Genomic DNA, 22,838 nt, shown 5'->3' on the forward strand with positions numbered 1-22,838 from the left:
AGCCTCGTTCTTTAAGTCAAATATTATTCCTATTCACCTTTGAATTGGTCTAATTGATCACCTAACATGTCAGCTAATGTAAATCCTGAATCGCTGTCATCAGATGAGTCTTGGAAGTTTCTTTGACGGTTTTGTTTTTTGTTTCCTGTGTTACGTTTGTTGTTCTCACGACGAGGTTTGTTAGAGCTAGCTGCAGGAGCTGGAGCTTCTTCCATACCTTCTGGTTGATCCAATAATGCTTTCACAGAAAGTGATAAGCGGTTTTGTTCTGGATCTACACTTAATACTTTAACATCAATTTCTTGACCTTCCTCAAGACGTTCGTGAGGTGTCGCGATGTGTTCGTGAGCGATTTGTGAAATATGTACTAACCCTTCAACTCCTGGGAATACTTCAACAAATGCACCAAAGCTAGTTAAGCGTTTAACAGTTCCTTTTAATTCAGAACCTTCTGGAGCTTTTTCTTCGATGTTATCCCATGGTCCTGCTAATGTATCTTTAATAGATAATGATACACGGCCATCTTCTTCATCAACAGAAAGAACTTTAACGTTAACAGTTTCGCCTGGTGTTAAGTAATCACTTGGTTTATCAACATGCTCGTGAGCAATACGGCTAATGTGAACTAATCCGTCCACTCCACCTAAGTCGATAAATGCACCAAAGTTTACTAAGCGAGCTACTGTACCTTCAACAACTGATCCTTCTTCTAAATCAGCTAAACGTTCAGCACGTTTTGCTTCGCTTTCTTTACGTGCAATTTCTTTATGTGATAAAATTAAACGGTTTTCACTTGGTTCAATTTCAACAATAACGAATTTTAAAGTTTGTCCAACATATGGTGTGAAGTCTTCTACGAAGTGATCTTCAACCATTGAAGCAGGAACGAATCCACGTACGCCAGCATCTACAACTAATCCGCCTTTTACAACGTTTTTAACTGGTGCTTCGATAATTTCTTCGTTTTCAAATTTAACTTGTAATTCTTCCCAAACTTTTTTAGCATCTACACGTTTTTTAGATAATAAAAAGTTTCCGTTTTCTTTATCTTTAATTGGTTTTAATACCACTAATTCGATTTCATCACCAATATTAACAACATCTGTTAATTCTTCAACAGGTGTAGCTGATAATTCATTGCGTGGAATGACTCCTTCAAGTCCGCCACTTTCTTGAATAGAAACACGTACTTGATTGTCATCAAAGGCTAATACATCACCTTGAACAGTATCGCCAACTTTAATTTCTTTAACACTATCTAAAGCGTCTTCCATAGTTTCCATAGACTCTTCTACCTCTGTAGATTCTGTCTCTTCAACCACTTCTTCATTTTCATTTAATTCTTGATTTTCTACAAACTCTGACATTTACCCAATTCCTCCTAAGCGTTACCTAAAAAATAGTGGTTCTTCTTATAATTTAAGAACCGTATATAAGCATATCATATCAAATATTCAGTCATCAGTCTAGTAAAATCACAATTTAATAGCGATTTAACAGTACTTATTTCTTAATATGATCAATTATTGTATTTACAACTTGTTCCACGGATAAATGATCCGTTTCTAACTCGATGGCATCGTCTGCTTTTTTCAGCGGACTGTGCTCGCGATTTGAATCATAATGGTCTCTTGCAATGATACTTTCTTCGATTTCTTCGAGCGTTTGATTAGATAAGCCCTTTTCAATGTTTTCATCGAAGCGTCTTTTTGCGCGTACTTTAGCTGAGGCATTCAAGAAAAATTTATGCTCAGCATCTGGGAGAACCACAGTCCCAATATCCCGGCCATCCATGACAACTGAATGGGTACTCGCCATATTACGTTGGTCTTCCACTAACTTTTCCCGAACAAATGGATAAGCAGAAATTTCTGATACGTTTGCTGTGACTTCATCAGATCGGATTTCACGACTGACATTTTGACGATTCAAATACATTTCTTGAATACCTTCATCTGATCTTTTAAAAGTTAAATCAAGTGTTGGTAATATTTTTTTCACTCGTTCAGCATCACTTACTTCTATACTATCTTGTAAAACAGCTAAAGTGACCGCTCTATACATTGCCCCTGTATCAATATAAATAATATCAAGTTTTTTAGCAATAGCTTGTGCGACAGTACTTTTCCCTGATGAAGAGGGTCCATCTATGGCAATTTGAAAATTCGACATTAAAAATTCTCCTTTTAATCAAAATAAATAGAGACCTTTAACAGATCTCTATTCTATCAACTTATATTCTTTACTATGGTAATACGACTGTGTCTCCTGGGAAAATTGCTGTATCAGTTGTTGCCCCATTCGCACTTAATAACGCATTAAGATCTACGCCGGTATTTCTAGAAATAGCATACCATGAATCCCCTGCTTGAACTGTATATATTCCGCCCGTTGTAGGTGGTGTCTCTACAGGTGTTTCAGGTACTACTGGTTCAGTTGGTGTAGGTGGTAATTCCGGTTCAGATTCAACTTCTTCAGTTGATTCAATTGGTTCTCTACTAATTTCTGAACTAGACTCTTCTTCACTTTCACTTTCGTCCGAGCTTGATTCACTTTCGTCAGCACTTGACACTTGTGATAACTCAGAATTTCTAGAAAAATTAATTTGTTCAGCACTACGATTAGGTATTTCGTCATTATCTAATTGTGCATTAACAAAAATAAACAATAAGAAAGGCGCAATTACCGTAATAACAATAATAGCTAACAATACTTTAGATAGTGTTGTCGCTTCTTTTGCTGGTTGGTTGCGTGCAGTTCTTGAATATTGACGGTTTTTTAAATTTTCATCTTCTCCAAATTTTCGATTCCAAGGTTTGCTTTCTTTCTTTGAAGGTGTTTCTTCAACAGTTTCTTCAACCTCAGATTCAAAAACGTCTTGATCTTTATCTTGTTCCTTAGACATAAGAATCCCTCCTAAATATGCATAGTTAATGATGATTCATTTTAATACATAGTTAACTTTCCCTATTATATTACCATAACTTAATCTTTTTTTTGCCAATAAAATAGCTTTCTATTGTCAATAACATCATACTGAAAAGAATCTGTAAAGCAATGGTAATAGAACAAACAGGTTTGCTTTATCATTCTACATTATACATTAATTTTCAGCTTATTCCACCACTATATGAATATATTCGTTATTAGTCCTGTTTTTTATGTTTTAAATTGATATCTCCATGTAATAATTTTAGTACAATCTTTAACTATAAACAAATAAAAAGCGAGCAATTCACAATTTAAGTGAACATCTCGCCTGCTTATATGCTATTTGTTTTAATTTGTTTTCAATAAATTATATCCAGGATAAATAGTATTTCTTTTTCTTAATAAGTTTGGAACGATTTTGATGACTAAAATTTGGCCTGCACTTAAAAAGATACCTTTAATTAAGTTAAATGGTGCTACAACTGCCAGGATATAACCGAAGTAATCATCAATTGGGAAATTCAACACCGTTGTATAAATGGGCAATGCAACATAATAATTAATAAACGACATTGAAACAACTAAACCAACTGTCAGAGTAATACTCATTAAAACAGCTTTAAATTTCCAATTAACTTTCTTAAGCGAATTTAAAATAAAGTGTGTCGGAATAAACATGACAACTGAAGCAGTGAAACTCATGAAAGCCCCAATTGGAAAACCTGCCTGCCCACCTTGTAAAATATAGTTAATTGCATCCCTTATAAACGCGACTACAACGATACCAACTGGTCCATGAATTAACATTCCAACTAGAACAGCTAAATCACTAAAATCAATCTTTAGAAACGGTGCAGCTGGTAAAATCGGGAATTCAAAGAATCTCAAAATAACTCCCCAAGCACCTAATATAGCCAACAACATCATCGTTCTAACCTGTGATCTTTTTTGCATTTTTTCTTCTCCTTTTTCGTCCCAAGACTAAAAAAGTACGCCTTCTCACCCTAATTTTTCCCAGGGTAAAAAGACGTACTTTAAAAGAATATACTCAAAAAAAGTGTATATCATTTAATCTTCTTCCATCCAGACTTTACTGTCGGTACTGGAATTTCACCAGATCAGCTCGATGCCTCGAGTTAGTGGACTTTACCACCGGTCGGGAATTACACCCTGCCCTGAAGACGTATTGTATTTTATTTAATTATATCTTAGCATATTCATTTGAATATGGCAAGTCCTTTGTGAATAATCACACAAAATTTTGAAGCTTAATCATCTAAAGCAATTTTCTTTAACTTATCCACTTCAAAAGCTGTTAAATCACGCCACTCGCCTGGCTGTAAAGTACCTAAATCTAAGAATGAAAATCTTTCACGTTTCAAGCGATATACTTCATGCCCTACGGCTTCGAACATATTTTTCACTTGGTGATTCCAACCTTCATGTATTGTTAACTGTACAACGGATGTTTTCTTGTCTTTATTTATTGAAATAACTTTCGCACGGGCTTTAGAAGTTTTCTTACCGTCAATCATAACACCTTGCTCTAATTTAGTCAGTGCTTTTGTGTCAACAATACCGTTGACCGTTGCAATATATACTTTATCAATATTATAGCGTGGGTGAGTTAATAAGTTCGCAAAATCACCATCATTTGTTAATAAAATTAATCCAGTTGTATCAAAATCTAATCGTCCAATAGGATAAATACGTTCTTCTACACCATGAATAAAATCCACAACTACTTGACGGTCAGTGGGATCACTCACAGCACTGATAACGTTTTTTGGTTTATATAACATAATGTATTTTGGTTCTTCTTTATAAATTGGAACGCCATCTACTTCAATAACATCCGTCTTAGATACTTTTGTACCTAGTTCCGTTACTAATTCACCATTTACTTTTACATGTCCATCTACGATTAAATCTTCACTTTTACGACGACTTGCGACACCCGCATTCGCCATTGCTTTTTGTAATCTTTCCATTTAGTTACTCATCCTCATTCTGATTATTTTCTTCGTCATATAATTCAATTGGCCATTCTTTCAAGTCAAACAATTCTTCGGAGGAAAGTTCTGCATTTAATGCAATGGGTTCAATTTCTGGTAAATCATCTAATGTCTTTAAACCAAAATAATCCATAAAGTAATCGGTTACCCCATATAATACGGGACGCCCCGGTGCTTCAATCCTTCCAATTTCTTTGATCAAATCTCGAGATATTAGTTTCTGGATTAAACTACTCGAAGAAACTCCTCTGATCTCGTCAATAGCCATACGCGTAATTGGTTGGCGATAGGCTACGATTGATAAAGTTTCAATCGATGCTCTTGTTAAGTTTTGTGAAAATGGAGCTTGAGCATATTTTTCTACATCTTCTGCCAATTCTTTTTTTGTAATTAATCGGTATCTTTGATTGAAATTGACAACTTCAAGCGCTGATGAATCATCCGTTTGAAAATTAAGTTTTAACTGTTCAAGACAGTCGTCAATGTTACTTATTGGCTCTTCTAAACTTTGAGCCAACTCTTGCCGACTCACTCCGTCATCACCTGCTACAAATAATATACCAAATACTCTCTTTATTAACTCATTCACAAATCTTACTCCTCTAATTTCTTCATTTGGATTGGATCATCTTTACTCTTTTGAAGAAAGATTAGATGTTGCTTTCTTACTAATTCCAACATCGCTAAAAATGTCGTTATAATTTCATTACGTGTTCCGTATTGGAAAAATTGATCAAGAGTCACTGAATCATTATCTGTATCAAATTCAAATGCGGCCATAATCTTATCCATCTGATCTGAGACCGTTAATGATTCATGTTGAATTTGCCTTTCAAGTGGTTCTCGACTCGCTGCTTTTTCAACAACACTGGCCATCGCCTCAGCTAAATCAGTCAGTGAAAGTGCATCTTCATCTAATGGGACAAATTCTTGATACGAACTTAAATCAGCCATCGGACGTGAAAATAGTCGCGCCCTCTCATCTTGTTTGATTTGTAATTGAGTCGCGACGGTTTGAAATTGTTGGTATAAAAGCAATTGTTGAACAAGAATATCTCGTGGATCGCCCTCATCGTAATCTTCTTCATAATCTGGACTTGGCTCAATCGGAAGTAAGATATTACTTTTAATCTCTAGCAACGTCGCAGCCATAACCAAATATTCTCCAATAATATCTAATTCTAACTCATTCATTGCCTCAATATACTTGATATATTGATTGGTTATCGCAGTCATGGGAATATCATTGATATCTACTTCCATCTGCTTAATCAAATGAAGTAGTAAGTCAAAAGGACCTTGAAATGACTCTAATTCAATTCTTAATTCTGTGTTTTGCAAACAATCTCCCCATTACATTCGTAAATTCTATAATGACTGATTATATTTTGTACTCCATTTAGCTAAGATATCCACCGTATTCATCGATCCAATAACCGTCGCATTAGGGTGTTGCTTACGCAGTAATTCATACATTTTATAACCGATACCTTCATCTCTGAAAGAAGGCACAACCGCAATTCGATGTACGATAATCGTTGTCGATGATGGTGTATCTTCATTTTGAGACTCTAACGTATTCTTTTCAATACATATTAATCCGATAAAATTATCACTTTCATCATTTTTATATAATAAAATATCAAAATTAGGATCCTCTCGGTATGACTCTAATAGATTGCTCATTTCACTTAAATTCGCTTTCTCATCGTCATAAGTATAAGAAAGTAACCCTAATATAATTTTTTCGTTTTTATTTTTTGAACTAATTAACATGGAAACCTCCTCGTCCCTTAATCACTTGAGTGATATTACCATGTAATGATAATTATTTCAAGAAATTGCATATTAAGTTGATTCTATATATGAACAAACACATTGAAAAAAGACATGATATACCTTTATAATTCAATTCGTTTTTTTAGTAGACATAGATATAAAATTGGCCACTTTCAAAACAAATCTTCTCATTATAAATTTACCCTGTCTTTTTCCAAATGCATTGGTTAAATTTGATTGATTAATTCTGTAATAAGTAATTTAAATCTTGGTTTTACTTTAGTAGAAACTTCTACAACTTCTTCGTGATTCAATTCAGCTTGCATACCAGCAGCTAGATTGGTAATACAAGAAATACCAAATACTTCTAAACCACAATGTTTTGCAACAATGGCTTCTGGTACAGTTGACATTCCAACGGCATCTCCACCAATCACGCGTGTTGCTTTTATTTCAACAGGTGTTTCATATGTTGGTCCTGTAAACCAAGTATAAACGCCTTCTTTAATCGGGAAGTCATTATCTTTGGCAATGTCTTTTAATAATTGTTGACCGCGTTGACTATATGTTTCGGTCATGTCTACAAAACGTGGTCCATGTTCGCTAATATTTTGACCAATCAGGGGGTTAGAGCCCGTAAAGTTCAAGTGGTCAGTAATAATCATTAAATCACCTGGATTAAATGATTCATTTACTCCGCCTGCAGCGTTTGTAATAATAACTGATTCAACACCTAATTCTTTAAAGATACGCACAGGGAATGTTACTTTGTCTAAGTCATAGCCTTCATAATAATGAAAACGTCCTTTTAAAGCGATAACTTTTTTCCCAGCAAGTGTTCCATATACTAATTTCCCGTCATGTCCTTCAACTGTTGACACTGGGAAATTTGGAATATCTGAATAATCAAGTTGAATAGACTCTTCAATTTCATCAGCTAAATCACCTAAACCTGATCCTAAAATCAAGCCTACTTTTGGTTCTGTGATTCCTTTACTTTTAATATAATCAATAGCTTCTGTAAACATAGTTTATACCCCTTTTATTTTAATTGGTCTAAGAAAGATTGTCCTTCTTCAGTTTGCTTCACTGAGAAGTTATCAGAGATTGTCGCAGCAATATCACTGAAGTATGTTGCATCTAATTCTTTTGGTTCGTTGATTGCTTTGCTATAAACTAATACTGGAACATATTCACGTGTATGATCGGTTCCAGAGAAAGTTGGATCATTCCCGTGATCAGCCGTAATAATTAATAAGTCATTCTCTGCTAAGTGGTCTATCATTTCTGGAATGCGGACATCAAATTCTTCTAATGCGTCTGCATATCCTTGTGTGTTACGACGGTGACCGAATTTAGCATCAAAATCAACTAAGTTAGTAAAGCTTAAGCCTTTAAAGTCTTTATCCATCACTTTGATTAATTTATCGACACCATCCATATTACTTTCAGTTCGGTGACCTTCGGTAATTCCTTGACCGTTAAAGATATCTTCGATTTTACCAATAGAAATAACATCAAATGATTCGTCTTTCAAGTAATCTAAGGTTGTGTTTCCAAAAGGACTTAATGCGTAATCATGTCTATTACTCGTTCTTTCAAAATTACCCTCTTCACCTAGATATGGACGTGCAATAATTCGACCAATCATATAAGGATCTTCTAAAGTAATTTCTCTTGCGTACTCACAAATTTTGTATAATTCTTCTAATGGAATTACTTCTTCATGAGCGGCAATTTGTAGAACCGAGTCCGCTGATGTGTAGACAATTAAATCACCTGTTTCAATTTGGTGTTGCCCTAATTCATCTAAAATTTCAGTTCCAGACGCTGGTTTATTCCCGATAATTTTGCGCCCAGAAAAAGTTTCAATCTTCTCAATCAATTCATCTGGGAAGCCGTCCGGAAACACTCGGAATGGTTGGTCAATACGAAGACCCATGATTTCCCAATGTCCAGTCATTGTATCTTTACCTGCAGATACTTCTTCCAATTTAGTAAAATACGCAGTAGAGTTTTCAACTGGATCGATGCCTTTAAGTGGCGCTATATTAGCTAACCCCATTTTTGTTAAGTTTGGTAATTTTAAACCAACCGTGTTTGCAATATTACCTAAAGTATTTGATCCAACATCGCCAAATTCTTTAGCGTCTGCCGCTTCTCCAATACCTACTGAGTCCATAACTAATAAATGTATTCTATCAAATGTCATATTTTTACTCCTTTAATCTATCGCTCTTGGAAATGAGTTACGATATATTTCTTGTAGTCGCTGTTTGGATACATGAGTATAAATTTGTGTGGTGGAAATGTCTGAATGACCAAGTAGTTCTTGTACCATTCTTAAATCAGCCCCATTCTCTAACAAATGTGTCGCAAAAGAATGCCGCAAAATATGAGGTGACACTTCGTGACCAATCCCAGCCAAGTTAACATATTTTTTTAAGTTTTTCCAAATTCCTTGCCGGGTAAAGTGTTTACCACGTTGGGTTAAGAATAGAATGGTAGAATCGGTCGATTTTTTAGCGTAAATTGGATAAACTTCTTCAAGATACTTTTTAATCCAAAAAAGAGCTTCTTCACCGATGGGGATAATACGTTCTTTATCTCCTTTACCGACTGTTTGTATAAAGCCTAATTCGAGATGAAGTTCATTCATCTTTAAATGAGTTAATTCGCTGACCCGTAACCCCGATGCATACATGACTTCTAAAATGGCGCGGTCACGGATACCATTATTAGTTTCCGTATCCGGTGCTTCAAGTAAACGATCAATTTCTTTTGAACTCAATGTTTTTGGTAAATGTTTGCGATTCTTTGCCCCTTGGATTAAATCCATTGGGTTGTGATCCATCTTTTGTTCTCTAATTAAATAATGGAAAAAGTTTTTTAAAGTCGAAATCATTCGATTCGTTGTACTTGCTGCAAATCCCGCTTTGTTTAGGCTAATAATATACAATTGGATTGTGTCTTTATTAATATTATTAATTTCGACAAGTTCCTGTTCATTAATAAATGTAACAAACTTCTTCAAATCTCTCATGTAACTTTGGATGGTGTTTTGTGATTTTCCTTGGTCAATCAATAAATAACGTTCGTAATCATCTATTAATTCATCCATTCAATCACTCCTATATTAATCCTTCAGAAAAATTCCTTTTTCCTTCTCTTGTGTAACACGGCCGTTCTTCATCAATCTTCCAACGGCACGTTTGAATTGTGATTTACTCAACCCTAAATAATTTTTGATTTCCTCAGGATCTGATTTATCGTGTAGAGGTAAGAATTTATCAGGTGTCTTACTTAAGACCGCATAAATCATTTCTGAATCATCATCTAATGCTTCAAAAGCACGTGGTTTTGCAGATCCATTTAAAGTACCATCTTTATGAACATGAATAATTCTTAATTGTACTGGCTCACCTACACGAAGTCGGTGTTCCATTTCACTTTCATGAACAAATATCTCGAAACCTTCGACAGATATCGCTTGAACACCCACACCTTTATTGCTTATTACTGTTGCACTAACTTCCTGATTCATCATACGGGCTGGTGCTTTGCGTTTTAATTTATTAAAATCCTCTTCTTGTGCTAGAACACCCCAAAAACGGTCTTTATTATCAACTTGATATGTTAAGTATAACTTATCTCCGTGACGAGGCCATTTTTTATTATCTTCTGGTAAATCATCCAGAGATACTACGACGTCTTTATTAATTAAACCAACATCAACGAAAATTCCAAGACTATATATTGATTGAATGACTCTTCCCCAACCATAATAACCTGGACGAATATCTGGTAATTCTACTTGCAAGATGTTCGTCTCGTCTTTATCTTGATAGATTAATCCCTCTACTATTTCACCATTTTCATAAGTTTCTTCAGTAGAATCCTTTGGGATAGTAAATGTAATCCCGTCTTTTTGGGCAAAATAATTTAGATCATTTTCATCTATAATTTTTGCTTCAATTATTTCTCCAAATTGAACCATTTAAGCCCTCCTTCTTATAATTTTTACTGCTATTTAATTTCTATTTTAACATAAAGTCGACATGGATTTCTTCTTAAACATCCATTATATATCCTTTATAATCTTTGTTACTTGTATTTTATGCGCAAATTCATAAAAAATGAGCACCATCAAATCGAAGTTAAAATACGTAGATTTGATGGTGCTCTTAATTAAAATGTAAGATTAGATACTTACTGTTGCTCCACGGTAAATGCGTCCACGACGAGCATCTACTGTAACTAATTCGTCAGCTTTAATTGAAGATAATGCTCCTTCAACTGCAACAATAACTGGAATTCCACGTTCAAGTCCAACAACTGCAGCGTGAGAAGTAATTCCACCTTCTTCAACAATAATTGCTCCAGCTTTATTGATTGCTTCAGAGTAATCAGCATCTGTGTTTTTAGCAACTAATACTGAACCAACAACTGTTTTAATATTTGCTTCTTCAGCAGAGTTTGCAATAACAGCTTTACCGATGTAGTTTCCGCTACCAACACCTTCACCTTGCGCTAACAATGTTCCGATTAATTGGATCTTCATTAAGTTAGTTGTACCAGATTCAGTTACTGGAACACCTGCAGTGATGATAATTAAGTCACCTTCACTTGCAAAACCTTTTTCTTGAACCAATTGAGTTGCTGAGTCTAACATCTCATCTGTTGATCCTGGTGCTTCGATTTCGAAAGCTTGTACTCCCCATGTTAATGTTAATGAACGACTAATTTCGTTATCGAATGTCGCTGCAATAATATTAGCTTGTGGACGGTATTTAGAAATCATTTGAGCAGTATGTCCAGAACTTGTCGCTGCTACAATTGTATTAATAGCTAAGTTACGTGCAGTATGTCCTACAGCTTGACCAATCGCTTCAGTTAAGTCACGTTTGTCATATTCTTTAAGAGTAACCGCATCTTGACCAACTAATGCTTCTTCAGTACGTAATGCAATACTTGACATTGTTTTAACAGCTTCAACTGGGTAATCACCTGCGGCAGTTTCACCTGATAACATGACAGCGTCTGTTCCATCAAAGATTGCGTTCGCAACGTCTCCGGCTTCGGCACGTGTTGGACGAGGATTACTTTGCATTGAATCTAGCATTTGAGTTGCAGTAATTACAACTTTACCTGCTTCATTACATTTTTTGATGATGTGTTTTTGCACAATTGGAACTTCTGGCGTTGGGATTTCTACCCCTAAGTCACCACGTGCAACCATGATACCATCAGAAACTTCTAAAATTTCATCTAAGTTGTCTACACCTTCTTGGTTTTCAATCTTAGAAATAATTTTAACATTAGGGCGTCCTTCTTCTTCAAGTACTTGACGAATTTCCATAACGTCTGATGCACGACGTACGAAACTTGCTGCAATAAAGTCAGCTCCTTCGCGTACTCCGAAGCGAATATCTTTTTCATCTTTTTCAGTAATACCTGGTAAGTTAAGTGAAACGTTAGGTACGTTTACACCTTTACGAGATTTAAGAATTCCGTTGTTTTGGATTTCTGTTACGATGTCGCCATTTTCATGGTCGATTTCAGTAACTAATAAATCAACTAAACCATCATCTAATAAGATGTGTCCGCCAACTTTAACGTCATTAATTAATTGGTCGTAAGATACAGAGAATCTTTCTTCAGTACCGGCAACTTCTTCCATAGAAATGCGAACTGTTTTACCTTTTTCTAATGTAACAATATCCGTTGCCATTAAATGAGTTCTGATTTCTGGTCCTTTAGTATCTAATAAGATACCAACGTTACGTTTAGTTACTTCACGAGCAGCTTTTAAAGTGTTGAAACGAACTAATTGCTCTTCATGGTCACCATGAGAGAAGTTAAAACGAGCAACGTTCATTCCTGATTCGATTAATTGCTCCATTGTTTCTTGAGCATCACTTGCTGGTCCTAAAGTACAAACAATCTTAGTTTTTTTAATATTCATTGATAATATTTCCCCTTTTAATTAAATTTAGTTTCCACGATCAGTTAATTTTTGATTTAATTGAAATAGATCTTGTCTAACTTGGTGTTCAGTTTTCTCTAATGTTTCTACAATATCAAATACAGTTAATTGCTCTTCACGGACACCTAAGTAGATAGCTTTTTGACCTTCGATTAATAAATCAACAGATCGAGCTCCCATTAATGTTGCGAAAACACGGTCACGTGCAGTAGGTGTTCCACCACGTTGGATATGTGATAATGTAACACCGCGGACACTTTGATCCGGCGCTAATACTTGGAACTGTTCAACGAAATTGTCAACATCCATCGCCCCTTCAGCTAGAACAACAAGTGAATAATCTTTACCTGCTGAGCGTCCTGCTTCCGTACGGCGTACAACATCTTCAATTAAAAATTCTTCTTCAGGTATAATAATTGCATCTGCACCCGCAGCTACCCCTGCCCAAATTGCGATATCTCCAGCGTGTCTTCCCATCACTTCTACAACAAATGTCCGATTATGTGATGCAGCAGTATCTGAAATTTTATCAATCGCGTCTAAGGCGACACTGACAGCTGAATCAAATCCGATAGTGTATTCTGTTCCAGGGATATCATTATCAATTGTTCCAGGTATTCCTACGGCTGGGAAACCTAATTTAGATAAACTTAAAGCTCCGGCAAATGATCCGTCACCACCAATAACCACTAAAGCATCAATACCAAATTTTTCTAATTGGCTAATTGCTTTTTCTTGATACTCTTTGTGTTTAAATTCAGGATAGCGTGCTGAATATAACATTGTTCCCCCACGGCGAATGTTATGATGCACATCTGAGAGTGTTAGTAGTCGGAAATCTCCTTCTACTAAACCACGATAACCATAGTATACTCCATAAACTTCCAAGCCATGATGAATACCTTGCTCAACAACTGCACGAACAGCTGCATTCATACCAGGTGCATCACCACCACTTGTTAAAACGGCAATACGTTTGATTTCCATTTTCCACCTCTAATTCAATAATACAGATTGGTAAGATTTTTACCACTGCCGTTATTTTATCATTATTCATATATAAAGTCATATCATTTCATTTCTGTTTTTATGAAAGCAGCGTTTTCATTTTCATTTCATTGCTTTAACATCAGTAATTCAATGATTTATTTAAAAACTACCCGTTCTTGACCGAAGATTTCTTTCAGTTGTTGTTGCACTCGGTAACTATAACTAATCGTATAGGGCGAATCTAATTGAATTGTTCGCCGATTTCGGTCCACTAAAATGATATCTGCTGGCCCAAAATTGTCCAAGGCTAATTGCTTCACATTCTCAATTTTTGCTTGGTCTTGAGCGAAATCTTCTATTTGTATAAAACAACGACGAATGGTATTCGTTTGTTGCGGTGTTTTCTGATTATTTTTATATTCACTGACGGGTTTTAATGCATCAACGACGATTTGTAAATTTTCGCGCCGGTCAACACCTACCGTACCTTCGACAATTAATATATTATTCTCTTTCAGTAATTGCATACTTTTTTGATAAATCGTTGGGAAAACAACCACATCAACAGAGTAGAATTCATCCCCAATTGTAGAGAAAGCCATTAAATCATTTTTCTTAGTTCGAATTACTTTTACATTTTGAACCATCGCAATCAGTTTTATTTTTTTCTTTAATGGTGACTTCAAGGCTTGGGAAATATTAATAAAATCTGGATCATTTTCAATAATATCTTTATAAGCGTCAAGTGGATGCCCAGAAATCGTAAATCCTAGAGCTTCTTTTTCGTAATTTAATCTTTCTATTAGTGAATAATCTTCTTTCCAATCAATTTTTGGTTCCATTTCTTGAAATAAATTAATATTTTGTCCACTAAACTCAACGGATTGAATCATGGCAGATAAATTGTGTACTAAAGTGGCTCGATTCGCTCCGAAACCATCAAAAGCTCCGGCATAAATTAATGGCGATATCATCTCTGCTTTTAATAACTTGAGTGGTAATCGGTGTAGAAAGTTTAATAGACTTTTATATGTCCCCATTTGACTTCGATCTTCCAAGATGTGGTCAATAAGCTCACCTCTCACACCATTAACTGAATTAAACCCGATACGCAATCCTTCATCAACATTAAATCCTGCCCCACTTTTATTTATATCCAATGGTAATAACTTTTGTAATCTATGTTTGGCTTCTTGAATATAATGATTATAGGATGTTGATTGTGAACGTCCATTGTTCAGTATCGCTTGATAAAATTCTTCTGTATAATTGGCTTTTAAATAAGCTAATTGATAGGCTAATGTTGAGTAAACAACTGCATGTGCTCGGTTAAACCCGTAATTACTAAATTCATATATATAATTGTAAACTTCTTTAGCAGCGTGCTCTGTATGACCTTTATTGATTGCTCCATTGACAAAGTGTTCTCGTTCTTTCTCCATGACATCTACTTGCTTTTTCCCCATAGCGCGACGTAATATATCCGCTTCTCCTAGAGAAAATCCAGCCATATCAACAACAATCCGCATGACTTGCTCTTGATAGACGATAATTCCATAAGTCGTATTCAATATAGGTTCCAGGACATCATTAACGTACTCAATTTTTTCTTTGCCATGCTTTCTTCGAATAAAAGAATCAATTTGTTTCATAGGGCCTGGTCGATACAGGGCGTTAACAGCGACAATATCTTCAAAGTTTTCTGGCTTCAGTCGTTTTAAAACATCTTTAATTCCGTCTGATTCAAACTGAAACACACCATTTGTATCGGCTTCTTGAAACAGTTTAATCGTTTCAAAATCATTCATCGGAATGTCCTGGGCTAAGAGGTCAATATTTTTATTTGTTTTAATATTACGGATAATATTATCAAGAATTGTTAAGTTTCTTAATCCTAAAAAATCCATCTTCAATAATCCCATTTGTTCGACATCGTTCATTGTAAACTGTGTGATCAACAAGTCATTCTCACGGTCTTTAACGGGAATAATCGAATCAAGCGGAAAATCATTAATCACTACTGCTGCCGCATGGGTTGAGTTATGTCGAGGCAACCCTTCGATAGTTTGTGCCGCTTTAAAGATGTCTCGATTAAATTCGCTTTCTGAAACAATTGCTTGTAAGGAATTGGATTGTTTGACTGCTCGCTCTAAGGTCATTAACTGATTTTGATCAGATGGTATGGCTTGCGACCAGCGTTTTAATTGGTCACTATCCGCTCCAATGACACGTAAAGTATCTCGAACCGAAGCTTTCGCACCAAAGGTTCCCATCGTCACAATTTGAGCCACTTGCTCATGCCCATATCTCTTTTGGATGTATTTTAATACTGATTCTCTTTTATTATCTGGAATATCAATATCAATATCGGGCATATTATATCGTTCAGGGTTTAAAAATCGTTCAAATAATAAATCAAATTCGATAGGGTCAACTAGAGTAATTTGTAATAAATAGCTGACTAATGAACCCGCTGCAGAACCCCTACCTGGTCCAATACGAATATTTTTCTCGTGACAATATTTAATAATATCCCATACAATTAAGAAGTAATCACTGAAGCCCATTCGGTCAATGACTTGTAATTCATGATTTAATTGTTGGATATATATTTCATCTTGACCCTTACCAATGGTATCTAGTTGTTTGAAAGTCAATGCTTTGACATATTCCGCTGACGTTAAATTATCAGGGGCTTGATACTTTGGTAAATAAGATTGGCTCGAATCAATAGACACATTCAATGTTGCTACGAGTTTTTCTGTATTATCCCAAACTTCTTGTAATCCGTTATCAACATACATTGATCGAAGTGTTTCTTTTGGAAATAAGAAGTTTGATCCTTTTGAATACCTTAGTGAATGATCAATCGTTTCATTGTCTTTAATGGCTTCAAGGATTTGTAAACTGAAAGCTTCATCTACATTTAATGAATTCACTAATTGAGCTGCCACTTGTTGGGTATGATTTGCTTGAGCAAAATGTGACAACATCTCAACTTCGGATTTATTGTATGGATAGATGGTCATTCCCATAAATACATGATTTTTCCCGAATACTTGCTTAAGATACGTCACTATTTCTCTGCCATGATTGTCATCTTCATGAATAATGGCTTGTTCCATCTCACTCAGTCTTCCCGATGATATATATACTAAATCAGTGGCTTGTTGTTCAAGATAAGTCCAAACGTCTAAATCATCGATGTGATTATTTTCAACCATTCTTGATATTTTAATTAGATGGTGATAACCCGCTTCACTCTTTGCATAGAGCATAAATGGGTAACGCTCGTCTTGTCTGATACCGCCAATTAATGTAAGGTTTAAACCTATTAAAGGCTTTAAACCCATTTTATTCGCGCGTGTATAAAATTGTAACGCTCCATGAAGCACTTGATTATCAGCTAAACCAATCGCATCATAACCTAACCGTTTCGCTTCTTTAATATAATCATTGATTCTTAACGTACTACTCAAAAGTGAATACTCACTTTGAACATTCAATAACATCGGATCACCTCCTAATCATTCTCGTCAATATCATACCATATCACTCCTATTCCCTCTATCCTCAATCTTTGAGAGAGAAAAAACGCCTTGTTGGTTTTATCCAACAAAGCGCTCTAATTTACTTACAGAATTAACATCGCATCTCCAAAACTAAAGAATCGATATTCATTGTCTACCGCATGTCTATAGGCTTGCAGTGTTCGTTCTCGATTATAGAAGGCACTGACTAGCATAACTAGCGTCGATTGAGGTAAGTGGAAGTTCGTTATTAAATGATCCACCGCTTGAAACTCATAGCCAGGAGTAATAAAGATGGAAGTCCATCCTGAGCCTGCTTTAATGTCTCCATTATTATCGTGAGCAATGGTTTCTAAAGTTCTGACTGAGGTTGTTCCAACCGCAACAATTTTTCCACCGTTGTCTTTTATTTTATTAATGCGTTTAGCACTTTCAGCACTTAAATTATAAAATTCAGCGTGCATTTCATGCTCTTCAAGCTTCTCTACCGATACAGGTCTAAATGTTCCTAAACCAACATGTAACGTTAATGGAATAATTTCGATTCCTTTTTCTTTTGCTTGATCAAATAACTCATTCGTAAAATGTAGCCCCGCTGTTGGAGCTGCGGCTGATCCGTTTTCTTTTGCATAAACCGTTTGATAACGATCTGGATCTTCGAGTCTTTCTTTGATATAAGGTGGCAGTGGCATTTGACCTAATGTTTCTAATATTTCTAAAAAGACACCTTCGTATTCAAATTCAATAATACGTCCACCATGATCTAACTCTTCTTTAACTACTGCGCGAAGTTGAGCTTCTTTACCAAATTCGATGACCGTTCCAACTTTAGCACGACGAGCGTGTTTCACTAACACTTCCCATTCGTTCCCTTGAGTATTATTTAGAAGTAATACTTCTAAATGTCCACCAGTATCTGGTTTCACACCAAAGATGCGTGCTGGAATCACTCGCGTCTCATTGACTACTAAAGCATCTCCAGGGTTTAAATAATCTAAGATATGTTTAAAGTCAGTGTCTTCAAGTGTGTCATCTTCTCTATTAAGAACTAAAAGTCGCGAAGCGCTTCGGTCTTCTAGGGGTGTTTGAGCAATTAAATGCTCTGGTAATTCATAATCAAAATCTTTTGTCGTTAACATTCTATTCCTCTTTCGTTTCCATCCATGGGTAGCCTAAGTGTTCATATGTTTTTTTAGTTGCCACTCGGCCTCTGGGTGTTCTTTGGATAAAGCCGTTCTGTAATAAGTACGGCTCGTACATATCAATGACTGTCTCAGTATCTTCACTGATGTTTATAGCAATCGTACTTAAGCCGACCGGTCCACCATCATACAATTCAATCATAGTTGACAGTAATTTACGATCAACTCCATCAAGTCCGTACTCATCAATATCAAGGACTTGCAGAGATTCATCTGTCACTGATTGAGTTATTCTACCATTACTTTTAACTTGCGCAAAATCTCGCACACGTCTAAGTAAACGATTCGCAATACGGGGTGTCCCTCGGCTTCTTAAGGCAATTTCTTGAGCGCCATGATCATCAATCTCAATTTGGAAGACATTCGCTGTTCGATTAACAATCGCTTTTAAATCATCCGTATTATAATATTCCAAATGAGACACAATCCCAAATCGGTCTCTTAAAGGTTGCGAAAGCATTCCTGCTCTCGTTGTTGCTCCAATCAGTGTGAACGGTGGCAATTCAAAGTGGATTGGCTGACTTGCTGAACCTTGTCCAATAACAATATCAACAAAATAATCTTCCATCGCAGAATACAATACTTCCTCTATAATACGAGGCAGCCGATGAATCTCATCGATAAAGAGAACATCTCCTGGATTTAACTCATTCAATATTGCTAATAAATCCCCAGGTCTTTCTATGGCTGGCCCACTCGTTGTTTGTATTCCGACTTCTAACTCATTCGCAATAATCATCGCTAATGTTGTTTTACCTAAGCCTGGAGGGCCATAAACTAAAATATGGTCTAACGCTTCTTCACGCATTTTAGCTGCTTGTAAATAGACTGATAATTCTTTTTTTAATTTGTCTTGACCAATATAATCTTTGAGTAATTTTGGTCGAAGCAGTAATTGCTCTTGCATTTCTTCTGCTTCATTTAACGGTTCGTTTTGTAAAATACGGTCTTCATGACTCATACTCTGCCCTCCTTGTTAGTTTTTAATTAATAATTTGAAGGCATAACTCAAGCCGTCTTGGGTTGAGTTAAACTGCTCAGCTTTTATCGCTTTCTCAACGCGTTTAATTTCACGTTGCGAATAACCAAGGCCTTCGAGCGCTTCGATGACTTTCTCATTAATCTCATCTGATGCACTTGTGTTTTGTGTTGTGTCACTCTTAGCTACTTCAGAGGCAAAGTCTAATTGTCCTCTCAAGTCTAGGACCATTTGCTGGGCTGTCTTTTTACCCACACCTGGAAACTTCGTGAGATACTGGCTGTCTCCTGATTCAATCGCTTGAATTAAGCCATCATGATCATCTAAAGCTAAGATAGATAAAGCACTTTTAGGTCCAATCCCGGACACTTTATTCAACTTGTGGAACAATTGTTTTTCATTCGCATCATAAAAACCGTATAAAGTCATTGAATCTTCTCGAGTAACTAACTCAACTTGACATTGAACTGTTTGACTTAAGTAGTCTTGCCAACGAAAAGGATTGGCTGTAATAATTTTATAGCCAATCCCATTAACATTGATAACAATATATTGTGGTGTAACAGAGTATAATATTCCTTCTATAAATTCATACATAGTCTAATTACTCCACCTGGCTTTTGTATTCACTGTAACCCGCTTCATCCATCTCTTCAAAAGGAATGAATTTTAATGAGGCTGAGTTAATACAATAACGTAAGCCACCTTGATCTTGTGGTCCATCGTTAAATACATGTCCAAGATGTGAGTCAGCATCGGTACTTCTTACTTCAGTTCTAACCATTCCGTGACTTAAATCGGTATTTTCGACAATATTTGTCTTTGTGATTGGTTGTGAGAATGACGGCCAACCACAACCCGCATTATATTTAGTACTACTTGAGAATAAAGGTTCACCACTAACGATATCAACGTAAATGCCTTTTTCATAAAAGTCATCGTACTCACCCGTAAATGGTCGTTCTGTCCCTTCATGTTGTGTCACTTGATATTGAGTATCGTTTAAGTTTTTAATTTGTTCTTGATAATCTAATTTAGCCATTATCTTCACTCCTATTTTACGTATTTAAGATATTCGCTATATCCTTTTTCTTCCATCTCTTCTTCAGGAATAAATGTTAATGCCGCTGAGTTAATGCAATAGCGCATACCACCTAGCTCTTCGATTCCATCTGGGAATACATGACCTAAGTGTGAATCAGCATCGGAACTTCGGATTTCAGTACGTTTACGGTTCAAGCTGAAATCATCATGTTCAGTAACAAATGATTCTTCAATTGGTTGTGAAAATGATGGCCAACCGCAACCTGCATCATACTTATCTGAACTTGAGAATAATGGTTTCCCACTGACGATATCAACGTAAATACCTTTTTCATAGAAATCATCATATTCTCCAGTAAATGGTCGTTCCGTTGCGCTCTCTTGTGTCACCTTGTATTGTAATTCATCTAATTTATTAATGTTTTCATTGTATTTTTCTGCTTTACTCATCTAAATACCCCTTTCTCGTGTGTATCTTGGATTCGTTTGAATAGTTTCTCTAAAGTGTTTTGATCAAATTCGACAAACACTGGGCGTCCATGTGGACAATGATATGGATCTTCTAATCCATCCAGTCCATGAATTAAAGCAATCGCTTGTTTATCATCTAAATAATGATTCGCTTTAATCGCGCCTCGACAACTTTGCATAATAATTGACCGTTCTTTTAATTCTTGAACTGTCAAATCCGGTTGCTTATTCAATAGTTCTACTAAATCCGTTACTAATCCTTCGACCTCTTCATAATACAACCAATCCGGATAACTTTCCAACTTGTAGCTTGTAGGACCCATGAGTTCTAAATAAAGTCCTAATTTTTCAAATTGTTCTTCCAGTTCGCTAATTATCTCCATTTCACTTGTCGTAAAATTTATAATAATTGGCATAAGTAGCTGTTGTTGAATTGAAACATCGACTTCTTCGTTCATTAAGTCTTCATAACGGATACGTTCTTGGGCCGCATGTTGGTCAATTAAATAAAATCCTGTCTCATTTTCTGCAATTAAATAAGTTCCATGAATTTGACCGACATATCTTAAACTGTAAAAATCTAAGGAATATCGTTTGCTTTCTTCTACAGGCTGCTTATTTGTTGTCGAAGGATCGAAGTCAGTCGTTTGAATTGTTTCGTTCGTTGGTTCGCTTCGCTGATAGTTAACTTCAGTCGGTTCTCCAATGGAGCTACTTCGATTTGAGCCATTATTATTGAGTGCATTTTGCAATTGCTCTTTATAATCTGTCAGTTTCGCTTCGGGCTCTGTATCTTGACCCCTGTTTGGTTCGTTATTTGTTGATGGTGTTTTTTGCGTAAAGTTAAACTGAACTGGATCATAATTTGTATTGTTTCTATTCACATTGGGCAAATCACTTTCTTCTAAAGAAGGGATTGGATTGACTACATCTAACGTTCTGTGCACCGCTTGTGTAATTAACTCACTTAATTCATCTTCCTTACTTAAGCGCACCGTTTGCTTAGTTGGATGAACATTTACATCGACCAGTCTTGGATCGAGTTGAATGCGAATAATGGCAATGGGGTAACGTCCAATCATCAATTGTCTACCATAAGCTTTGATTAATACTTCATCTAACATATAACTCTTCACTGAACGACCGTTAATAATCCAATGGATATATTGTTTGCTCGTACGAGTTAAAGTAGGTTTAGAAATGAAACCATTGATCGAGAAATCATCCGATTCGCTTTGGATTGGAATTAAATCTCTTGCTAATGCAGGTTGATACACACTCGCAATCACTTGTTGAAGATTATCGTTTCCATGACTGGCGAAAATCTCCTGACCATTGTGAGTCAGTTTAAACCGAATGTTAGGATAAGCTAAAGCAATTTTTTGGATGAATTTTAAGGAATGACTTAATTCTGTCTTGATCGTCTTTAAATGTTTAAGTCGCGCAGGTGTATTATAGAATAAACTATTCACTTCCACCGTTGTACCGATCTTCGCTTGAGTCAATCCTTCTTCAATGATCTTAGACCCTTCTATCTCAATAAAATGCCTACTATCGTCATCTTCTGTCATTGACTCGACACGAACTTTACTTACAGAACCAATACTTGCTAGAGCTTCTCCACGGAAACCTAAGGAATTGATATTGAATAAATCTGTTGTTTCGTAAATCTTACTTGTCGCATGTGCCATAAACGCCATAGGTAAATCTTCGGCAATAATCCCTTTACCGTTATCGGTCACTTTAATTTGTTGAATACCTGCTTCGATTAATTCAACAATAATTTGTGTGCTTTCTGCATCGATAGCATTTTCCACTAATTCTTTTACTACTGAGGCAGGTCGTTCAACGACTTCCCCAGCAGCAATTTGATTCGCTAAAAAGTCTGGCATTTGCTTGATAATTCCCACA

Annotated in this window: 21 protein-coding genes and 1 riboswitch; all 21 genes read right to left on the reverse strand. The window is 35.9% G+C overall.

Annotated elements, in window-relative coordinates; translation table 11 throughout:
• Positions 1–29: 29 nt before the first annotated feature.
• Positions 30–1,367: a 30S ribosomal protein S1 gene (gene rpsA / locus ACFO5Y_RS04810; protein WP_138403716.1), complete on the reverse strand. Its 1,338-nt coding sequence runs from the start codon at positions 1,365–1,367 to the stop codon at positions 30–32.
• Between the two features lie 136 nt (positions 1,368–1,503).
• A complete protein-coding gene (gene cmk, locus ACFO5Y_RS04815) occupies positions 1,504–2,172 on the reverse strand; it encodes a (d)CMP kinase (RefSeq protein ID WP_197103307.1) in 669 nt (222 codons plus the stop codon).
• A gap of 73 nt (positions 2,173–2,245) precedes the next feature.
• Positions 2,246–2,905, reverse strand: coding sequence for a LysM peptidoglycan-binding domain-containing protein (locus ACFO5Y_RS04820; protein ID WP_197103306.1), 660 nt, complete (start codon positions 2,903–2,905; stop codon positions 2,246–2,248).
• Between the two features lie 374 nt (positions 2,906–3,279).
• Positions 3,280–3,885 (reverse strand): ECF transporter S component, encoded by a 606-nt coding sequence (locus ACFO5Y_RS04825; RefSeq protein ID WP_197103304.1) that lies wholly within the window; start codon positions 3,883–3,885, stop codon positions 3,280–3,282.
• A 113-nt stretch (positions 3,886–3,998) separates the two neighbouring features.
• Positions 3,999–4,118: riboswitch (FMN riboswitch) on the reverse strand.
• A gap of 81 nt (positions 4,119–4,199) precedes the next feature.
• Positions 4,200–4,922: a pseudouridine synthase gene (locus ACFO5Y_RS04830; RefSeq protein WP_197103302.1), complete on the reverse strand. Its 723-nt coding sequence runs from the start codon at positions 4,920–4,922 to the stop codon at positions 4,200–4,202.
• A gap of 4 nt (positions 4,923–4,926) precedes the next feature.
• Entirely contained in the window at positions 4,927–5,535 is a 609-nt protein-coding gene (gene scpB / locus ACFO5Y_RS04835) for an SMC-Scp complex subunit ScpB (RefSeq protein ID WP_138403711.1), read from the reverse strand.
• A 5-nt stretch (positions 5,536–5,540) separates the two neighbouring features.
• Positions 5,541–6,287, reverse strand: a complete 747-nt coding sequence (locus ACFO5Y_RS04840) for a segregation and condensation protein A (RefSeq protein ID WP_197103300.1) — start codon at positions 6,285–6,287, stop codon at positions 5,541–5,543.
• 27 nt (positions 6,288–6,314) lie between these two features.
• A complete protein-coding gene (locus tag ACFO5Y_RS04845) occupies positions 6,315–6,722 on the reverse strand; it encodes a GNAT family N-acetyltransferase (protein WP_197103291.1) in 408 nt (135 codons plus the stop codon).
• A 230-nt stretch (positions 6,723–6,952) separates the two neighbouring features.
• Entirely contained in the window at positions 6,953–7,753 is an 801-nt protein-coding gene (locus ACFO5Y_RS04850; RefSeq protein ID WP_197103289.1) for a purine-nucleoside phosphorylase, read from the reverse strand.
• A gap of 14 nt (positions 7,754–7,767) precedes the next feature.
• On the reverse strand, positions 7,768–8,937 hold the full coding sequence (gene deoB / locus ACFO5Y_RS04855; protein WP_197103287.1) for a phosphopentomutase: 1,170 nt from the start codon (positions 8,935–8,937) through the stop codon (positions 7,768–7,770).
• 12 nt (positions 8,938–8,949) lie between these two features.
• A complete protein-coding gene (gene xerD, locus ACFO5Y_RS04860) occupies positions 8,950–9,846 on the reverse strand; it encodes a site-specific tyrosine recombinase XerD (protein ID WP_197103285.1) in 897 nt (298 codons plus the stop codon).
• Between the two features lie 15 nt (positions 9,847–9,861).
• Positions 9,862–10,722: a CvfB family protein gene (locus ACFO5Y_RS04865; protein WP_197103283.1), complete on the reverse strand. Its 861-nt coding sequence runs from the start codon at positions 10,720–10,722 to the stop codon at positions 9,862–9,864.
• Between the two features lie 204 nt (positions 10,723–10,926).
• Positions 10,927–12,684: a pyruvate kinase gene (gene pyk, locus ACFO5Y_RS04870; protein ID WP_197103499.1), complete on the reverse strand. Its 1,758-nt coding sequence runs from the start codon at positions 12,682–12,684 to the stop codon at positions 10,927–10,929.
• 33 nt (positions 12,685–12,717) lie between these two features.
• Positions 12,718–13,692, reverse strand: coding sequence for a 6-phosphofructokinase (gene pfkA, locus ACFO5Y_RS04875; RefSeq protein WP_197103497.1), 975 nt, complete (start codon positions 13,690–13,692; stop codon positions 12,718–12,720).
• Between the two features lie 164 nt (positions 13,693–13,856).
• Positions 13,857–17,213, reverse strand: a complete 3,357-nt coding sequence (locus ACFO5Y_RS04880; RefSeq protein WP_197103281.1) for a DNA polymerase III subunit alpha — start codon at positions 17,211–17,213, stop codon at positions 13,857–13,859.
• Positions 17,214–17,335: 122 nt separating this feature from the next.
• Positions 17,336–18,370, reverse strand: a complete 1,035-nt coding sequence (gene queA / locus ACFO5Y_RS04885; protein WP_138403703.1) for a tRNA preQ1(34) S-adenosylmethionine ribosyltransferase-isomerase QueA — start codon at positions 18,368–18,370, stop codon at positions 17,336–17,338.
• A 1-nt stretch (position 18,371) separates the two neighbouring features.
• Positions 18,372–19,394 carry a Holliday junction branch migration DNA helicase RuvB gene (gene ruvB, locus ACFO5Y_RS04890; protein WP_197103279.1) on the reverse strand — a complete coding sequence of 341 codons (1,023 nt, stop codon included), beginning with the start codon at positions 19,392–19,394 and terminating at the stop codon, positions 18,372–18,374.
• Positions 19,395–19,409: 15 nt separating this feature from the next.
• Positions 19,410–20,009: a Holliday junction branch migration protein RuvA gene (gene ruvA, locus ACFO5Y_RS04895; RefSeq protein ID WP_138403701.1), complete on the reverse strand. Its 600-nt coding sequence runs from the start codon at positions 20,007–20,009 to the stop codon at positions 19,410–19,412.
• A gap of 7 nt (positions 20,010–20,016) precedes the next feature.
• Positions 20,017–20,454, reverse strand: a complete 438-nt coding sequence (gene msrB / locus ACFO5Y_RS04900) for a peptide-methionine (R)-S-oxide reductase MsrB (RefSeq protein WP_197103277.1) — start codon at positions 20,452–20,454, stop codon at positions 20,017–20,019.
• 11 nt (positions 20,455–20,465) lie between these two features.
• The gene (gene msrB, locus ACFO5Y_RS04905; protein ID WP_197103269.1) at positions 20,466–20,906 is read right to left on the reverse strand and encodes a peptide-methionine (R)-S-oxide reductase MsrB; all 441 of its coding nucleotides are present in this window, start codon (positions 20,904–20,906) and stop codon (positions 20,466–20,468) included.
• Positions 20,903–22,837, reverse strand: coding sequence for a DNA mismatch repair endonuclease MutL (gene mutL, locus ACFO5Y_RS04910; protein ID WP_197103259.1), 1,935 nt, complete (start codon positions 22,835–22,837; stop codon positions 20,903–20,905). The genes msrB (ACFO5Y_RS04905) and mutL overlap by 4 nt, the downstream gene beginning before the upstream one ends.
• Between the last annotated feature and the right edge of the window lies 1 nt (position 22,838).

It is taken from the genome of Ruoffia tabacinasalis, assembly GCF_042652985.1.
In the GTDB taxonomy this organism is placed as follows: Bacteria; Bacillota; Bacilli; order Lactobacillales; family Aerococcaceae; genus Ruoffia; species Ruoffia tabacinasalis.